Below are 6,070 nucleotides of genomic sequence, written 5' to 3'. Positions count from 1 at the left end.
CCCTCCAGCCGGGCGATCTCCGGGCCGGGGTCCACCGCCGGCCGGTCCGCGCGCGGGCCGGGCGGGCGCCCGGTCCGCCGCTTCGCCTCCGGCCGGGCGTCCCGCGCCTTCGGCGGACGCTGTCTGCCACCCATGACCGCTCCTTCTCCTGTGCCGTCCCGTACTGTCCGGTGCTGCTGCCGCCCTCCACCCCCTGGCGGATCGCTCCGAAATCAGGCAATCACTATCAGTGACCAAGCGGGCGGGCGGCCCCGACTCGCCGGGCCGTCCGGACCGCACCCGGCGCACGGGCGCGGCCGCGCGCCGGGGCGACTCCGGCGCACCCCGGAACAAACGCACACCCGGCTCCTCCACCGTGACGCCGTGGACACGCTCCGCACACAGCCGTGTACCATCGGCGATCGGTACGGCGCCCCGCCGCGCGCCGACCCGGACCGCCCCGGCCCCGGCCGGGGGGCGAACCAGGAGGTCAGCCATGCCCGACGCCGGTCGGTTCAGCGAATTGGGCGAGCAGGGCTCGCGCGCGGTCATGGAGGCCGCGGCCGTCCTGGAACGGGAGCTGTCCGCCGGGATCACCGACGCCAAGGCGGCGACCGCCCGGCTGACCGGCGAGCACCGGGTCGACCAGGAGGAGTTCGACCGCCTGGTGGGCCGGGTCTCGGAGAACACCCACCAGCTGATCGACGCGGTGAGCGAGCGGGTCCTCGCCAACACCACCGGCGAGGTGTCCGAGCAGGCCCAGCGGCTCGCGGCCAACGCCCACGACGTCCTCGACCTGCTGCTCGGCCTGAGCTCACTCGCTCCCGGCCTCGCCAACCAGGGCCTGCGGAACGCCTTCGGACCGCAGGGCGACCCGCGGGCCGCCGACGGCGCGGGCCCCGGCGGCGGCAAGGGCGCGGGACCGGACGAGCGGCCCCGGGGGTGACCACCGCGGCCGGACGCCCCGCCGTCGGCGCGCCGCTGGTCGAGCGCGTCCTGGCCCGGTACCGCGAGCGCACCCTCGCCGAACTCCTGCGCCACATCCCCGAGCAGAGCCCGCCCTACCTCTACGACCTGGCCGCCGACTACCCGACCCGCCCCTGCAAGGGCCTGCGGGCCGCGCTCTGCCTGGCCACCTGCGCCGCGTTCGGCGGACGGCCCGAGCGGGCCCTCAACCCGGCCGTCACGGTGGAGCTGTTCCACAACGGCTTCCTCGTCCACGACGACATCCAGGACGGCAGCGAGCTGCGCCGGGGCGAGCCCACACTGCCCGCCCGGTACGGCGTGGAGGTCGCGCTGAACGTCGGCAACGCGACCAACCTGCTCGGCCTGCGGCGGGTGATGGCCAACCGGCGGGCGCTCGGCGGGGAGCTGGCCTGGCGGCTGTTCGAGGAGACCGAGCTGATGTGCCGCCAGTCCCTGGAGGGGCAGGCCATGGAGATCGCCTGGATCCGGGACAACGCCTGCGGGCTGACCAGTGCCGACTACTACCGGATGTGCCTGAAGAAGACGTCCTGGTACACCTTCCTCTACCCGTGCCGCTCCGGCCTGCTGGTCGCCGAGGGGGCCGGTACGGACGCCGCCCGGCTGGACCGGTTCGGCTGGTACCTCGGCGCCGCCTTCCAGATCCAGGACGACGTGCTCAACCTGGTCGGCGCGGCCGAGGAGTACGGCAAGGAGATCGCCGGGGACCTCTGGGAGGGCAAGCGGACGCTGATGCTCATCCAACTGCTGGAGCGCGCCACCCCGGCCGAACGCGCCCGCGTGGTGCGGCATCTGAGCCTCACCCGGTCGCAGCGCGGCGCCGAAGCGGCCGAGGACGTGGCCTGGCTGCTCGACCGGATGACGGCCTACGACTGCGTGGCGCACGCCCAGGAGGCGGCGGCCGGACTCGTCGCGGCCGCCGCGCGGGAGATCGAGGCCGTGCTGGCCGGGGCCCCCGCGGCGGCGGACGGCGGGAGCGAACGGAGCGACGGGGGCGAGGACGCCGAAGAGGCGGCCGAAGAGGCCGCCGAGGCCCGCGCGTTCCTGCTGGCACTGCCCGACTTCGTGGTGGCCCGCGGCCGCTGACCCGTTCCCCGACCCCCGTTCGACGGCCCCCGTTCACCGCCCCTTCCTGCCGGTCCCGTCCGCCCCTGGGCGATGTCACCCCGTGTGCGTAAGATCCGGAACGTCGGTCCCGGACGGCGGGAACCGGCCGCGCGACGCCCCGCGTCACCGGGGGTGACGTCGCAAGGGTCGAGCTGGGGGTGGGGTGGCCGATGTCCGTACGATCGGGGCTGCGGGAACTCGAAAGGCTCGCCGGGCGGCTGCCGGCCGGGGCGGAACTCTACCGGCTGCGGCCGGACGGCCGGGTGCTGCTCGCGGACCGGCACGGCGCACGGGAGTTGGGACCGGAGGCCGCGCACGGGCCGGCCGGCGAGGAACTGCTGCGGTTCATCGACGAGGGCCAGTTCGCCCACTACCTGGTGGGTGACGCCAAGACCTCGCCGGAGCGGCCCTCGAACGCCACCTACAAACTGGGCATCGTCGCCCCGCGCAGCGCGTTCACCCCGCACGCGCACGGCGGCGAGCACCTGGTGCTCAGCCTCGGCCACGCCGCCTGCGGGCTGTACGACGCCGAGCGGCGCCGGGTGGTGGAGGTGCCGCTGACACCGGGGCTGCTGATACGGATACCCGAGCTGATGCCGCACTCCTTCGCCAACCGGGGCCGCGAGCCGCTCAACATCCTGGCCGCCAACACCGGGTACGGCATCGACCACGAGGACTACGCGATCACCGCGGCCGAGGCCGAGCGCCGGGCGGAGACCGAACTCGCCGAGGCGCTGCGGGCGGTGGAGCACGGGCAGCGGATCGGCACGGTCGGCCGGCGGGAGCGGCTGGCCGCCGGGCTGCGGCGGCTGGCGGCCACGCTGGAGGAGTCCACGCGATGAAGTGCCCGCGCTGCGAGACCGAGCTGCCCGGAAAGATCCGCACCGGCCGCACCTGCTGGAGCTGCCGGCAGCGGTTCGCGCTGGAGCCGAAGTACACCCGGGGGCTGCACGACCTGCGGCTGCGACGCACCGTCGAGCGGCTGGGCGACGGCGGCCGGGTCGTCCTGACGGTCCAGCAGCTCCGCGGGGCGCACCACGAACGCGGGCGGCCGCCGGTCCGGCCCCGCAAGGACCCTCCCGGCCGGCCGTCCGAGCCCCGGTTCGAGGGCGTCGGCGTGCTCGCCTTCTGCCTCGGCATGGGCACCGGGCTGGTCACCGTCGCCTACTTACTGGTCACCCGGCTGCCGGCCACGATCATCCTGGCGGCCGTGGCCGGGTTCTTCGGCCTGGCGATGCTCGGGGCGATGGCGCAGGACGCGGTCCGGCTGCTGCGGCGCAAACGGATCAGGGCCCGGTGGGAACTGGCCGAGCGGCAGTGGCAGTTGCGGCGCGAGCTGCTGCGGCGGCAGGAGGACGCCTGGACGACGCCGCTGGACAACCGCCCGGACTGGACCGACGCGGAGTTCCGGATCAAGGTCCTGAACCCCTGGGCCGAGGTCTACGGCGGCCTCCCGGCCGGGGTGGTCGAGGACGCCGCCGTCCGGCCCTCGGTACCGGACGGGTCGCCGGTGCTCGCGGTGCTCTGCCCGGACCGGACGGTCACCGCCTTCCTGCACGCCAACACCTTCGCCGTGCGCTACCGGGCGGTGATCGTCGCCTCGGCGGCCGAGCTGCCGGACGACCTGCCCGTGATCGTGCTGCACGACGCCTCCCCGCAGGGCCTGCTGCTGGTGCGCGAGGCCAGGGCCGCGCGGCCGGCCGTCCCGGTGGTGGACGCCGGACTGTCGGCCCGCACCGCGGTGGCGGCCTGGGACCGGGCCGTCCACCTGTACGAGCACCAGGAGCGCAAGCCCTTGGAGGAGCTGCTGGCGCGGCTGCCGGGGCTGTCCGAGCGGGAGCACAACTGGCTCGCCAAAGGGCTGTGGAGCCCACTGGTGGCGGTGCCGCCCAAACGGCTGCTGACGATGGCCGAACGGGCCGCCGAGCGGGCGCTGCACGGAAATGTCGGATTCCTCAGCTGGCCGGTGCCGGAGGTACCGCGATGATCTGCCCGCACTGCTCGAAGAACCTGATCCAGCGTGAGCGCACCAAGCGCCGCTGCTCGTTCTGCCGCAAGGAGTTCGCCCTCGACCCCAAGCTCGACGGCCTCGGGCTGCACGACGTCCGGATCCGCAAGGTCACCGAGAAGCTCTCCGACCAGGGCCGGCTGACCGTCACCGACGGGCAGCTGGCCTACGCCCTGCAACACCGGGGGCGGCCGCCGCAGCGGTTCCGGGGCGACAGGAACAAGGCGACCGGGCTGCTCGTCCCCGGGCTGATCGGGCTCCTCGCCTCCCTCGCCCTGCTCGACTCCGGCTTCGGCCAGCTGCTCGTCCTGGTCGCGCTGCTGCTGATCGGCCTCTCGATCCGGCAGTTCATGCTGGTCGGAGTCCCCGCGCCCGACATCTCGGTGCACTCCCGCTGGACCGAGGACGACTTCCGCAGCACCGTGCTGGACCGGTGGCGGGCCACCTACGGCGCCCTGCCGCCGGGGCTGGTGGACGGCCGGCTGGTCCCGCCCGGGCCGCCGCCCGCCGCCCCGGCCCTCGTCCTGCTCTGCCCGGACCGGACGATCACCGCCTTCCTGCGCGCCAACGGGTACGCCGAACGCCACCGCGCGCTGCTGGTGCACGACCTGCGCGAGGTCCCGGCCGGACTGCCGCTGGTGGTGCTGCACGACGCCTCGCCCCAGGGCCATCTGCTGGCCGCCGACGCACGCGCCGCCCGCCCCGGCCTGCGGGTGCTGGACGCCGGGCTGTCGGTGCGCACCGTGCTGGTCGACGAGACCAAGTACACGCTGCTGCGCGACCTGCACCGCCCGGAGGAGCTCTACGTCCGCCTGCAGCGGGCGGTGCCCGAGCTGACCGGCAGCCAGCGGACGTGGTTCGCCGAGGGCTGGTGGACCCCGCTCGCCGCGCTGGCCCCGAAGCGGCTGCTGGCGATCGCCGACCGGGCCGCCGAGCGGATCACCGCGCCGCCGGCACCCCGGGCCCCGACCGCGCTGCGGACCGGACCGGTGCGCTCCCCGGCGGCGGGACGGCCGGAGAACCCGCTGGAGACCCGTCGCCGGGCGCTCGCCGTCGGCTTCATGAGCTGGCCCGAACCCGAGGCGGACGACGCGCCCGGCGGGGCCGGCGGGGCCCGGCCGGACGGCCCGGACCTCGGCAAGGGCCCCGCGTGAGCGCGGGGACGACGAAAGGCAGGAACCCCATGACGCTGCGTCCGCTCCTGGACGGCGCGCTGACCGTCGCCGCCGGCCGGGCCGGGGCGCCCGGCGGGCTGCGGTACACCGAGCGGCAGCTCTACTACGAGCTGTGCCGGGTGCTCCAGCCGCTGCACGCCGGGCCGCGCCGGATCCCGTACACCCTGGCACCGCCCGTCCGGTACGCCCGGTTCGCCGCCGCGCTGGCCGCGCGCCGGGACGAGCTGCCCGGCCTGCTGCCGCCGGCCGCGCCCCGTCCGACCGGCCCCCGCGCGGCCGCCGCCGAGGAGCCCGACCTCTACGACTACGGGCTGCCCCGGCTGCTGGTCTGCCAGAGCCGGGAGATCGCCGCGATGCTGATCGCCAACGACCTCCATCTGGAGGCCGCCTGCCCGGTGCTCCCGGCCGACGAACTGCCGCTGGACGAGCTGCTGGTGGGCGCGCTGGAGCGGGCCGGCGGGGCCGTGGTGCACGTGCTGCACGATGCCAGCCCCTCCGGGCTTGCATGCTTCGAGCAGGTCAAAACCACGTACGGAGCAGCGGGGGCCGGGCCGACGGGCGTCCGGGTGCGCTCGATGGGCCTGGTGCCCCGGCACGCCGGCACCCTGCACCTCACCTCCGGGCGCGGGCCGCACGGCCATCGGGGACCGCTGCCCGCCGGGCTGCGCCCCGAGGAGCGGGCCTGGCTGGGCAGCGGCCGGACCATCGAACTGGCCGCCGTCGCCCCGGCCCGGCTGCTGCACACCGTGATCCGCCAGCTGCGCGGCGGCGGGACGGCCGGTCCGCGCCGCGCCCCGCTGCACCGGCGGGTCAGCGC

6 protein-coding genes are annotated in these 6,070 nt (G+C 75.7%); all 6 read left to right on the top strand.

Annotated features, from left to right (window positions below):
* The first annotated feature begins 475 nt into the window (after nt 1-475).
* Nucleotides 476-925: a hypothetical protein gene (locus VR45_RS45890; protein ID WP_052709330.1), complete on the top strand. Its 450-nt coding sequence runs from the start codon at nt 476-478 to the stop codon at nt 923-925.
* Nucleotides 922-2,049: a polyprenyl synthetase family protein gene (locus VR45_RS45885; RefSeq protein WP_052709329.1), complete on the top strand. Its 1,128-nt coding sequence runs from the start codon at nt 922-924 to the stop codon at nt 2,047-2,049. Before VR45_RS45890 ends, VR45_RS45885 begins: the two co-directional genes overlap by 4 nt.
* A gap of 191 nt (nt 2,050-2,240) precedes the next feature.
* A complete protein-coding gene (locus tag VR45_RS24070; RefSeq protein ID WP_045941913.1) occupies nt 2,241-2,912 on the top strand; it encodes a hypothetical protein in 672 nt (223 codons plus the stop codon).
* On the top strand, nt 2,909-4,057 hold the full coding sequence (locus VR45_RS24065) for a hypothetical protein (protein ID WP_045941912.1): 1,149 nt from the start codon (nt 2,909-2,911) through the stop codon (nt 4,055-4,057). The genes VR45_RS24070 and VR45_RS24065 overlap by 4 nt, the downstream gene beginning before the upstream one ends.
* On the top strand, nt 4,054-5,232 hold the full coding sequence (locus VR45_RS24060; protein WP_045941911.1) for a hypothetical protein: 1,179 nt from the start codon (nt 4,054-4,056) through the stop codon (nt 5,230-5,232). Before VR45_RS24065 ends, VR45_RS24060 begins: the two co-directional genes overlap by 4 nt.
* A gap of 29 nt (nt 5,233-5,261) precedes the next feature.
* Nucleotides 5,262-6,070, top strand: an 809-nt coding sequence (locus VR45_RS24055; protein WP_045941910.1) for a hypothetical protein, incomplete at its 3' end; no start/stop codon positions are given.

The sequence above is a fragment of the Streptomyces sp. NRRL S-495 genome, from assembly GCF_000966955.1.
Lineage (GTDB): Bacteria > Actinomycetota > Actinomycetes > Streptomycetales > Streptomycetaceae > Kitasatospora > Kitasatospora purpeofusca.
This window is presented reverse-complemented; position numbering and strand designations above follow the sequence as displayed.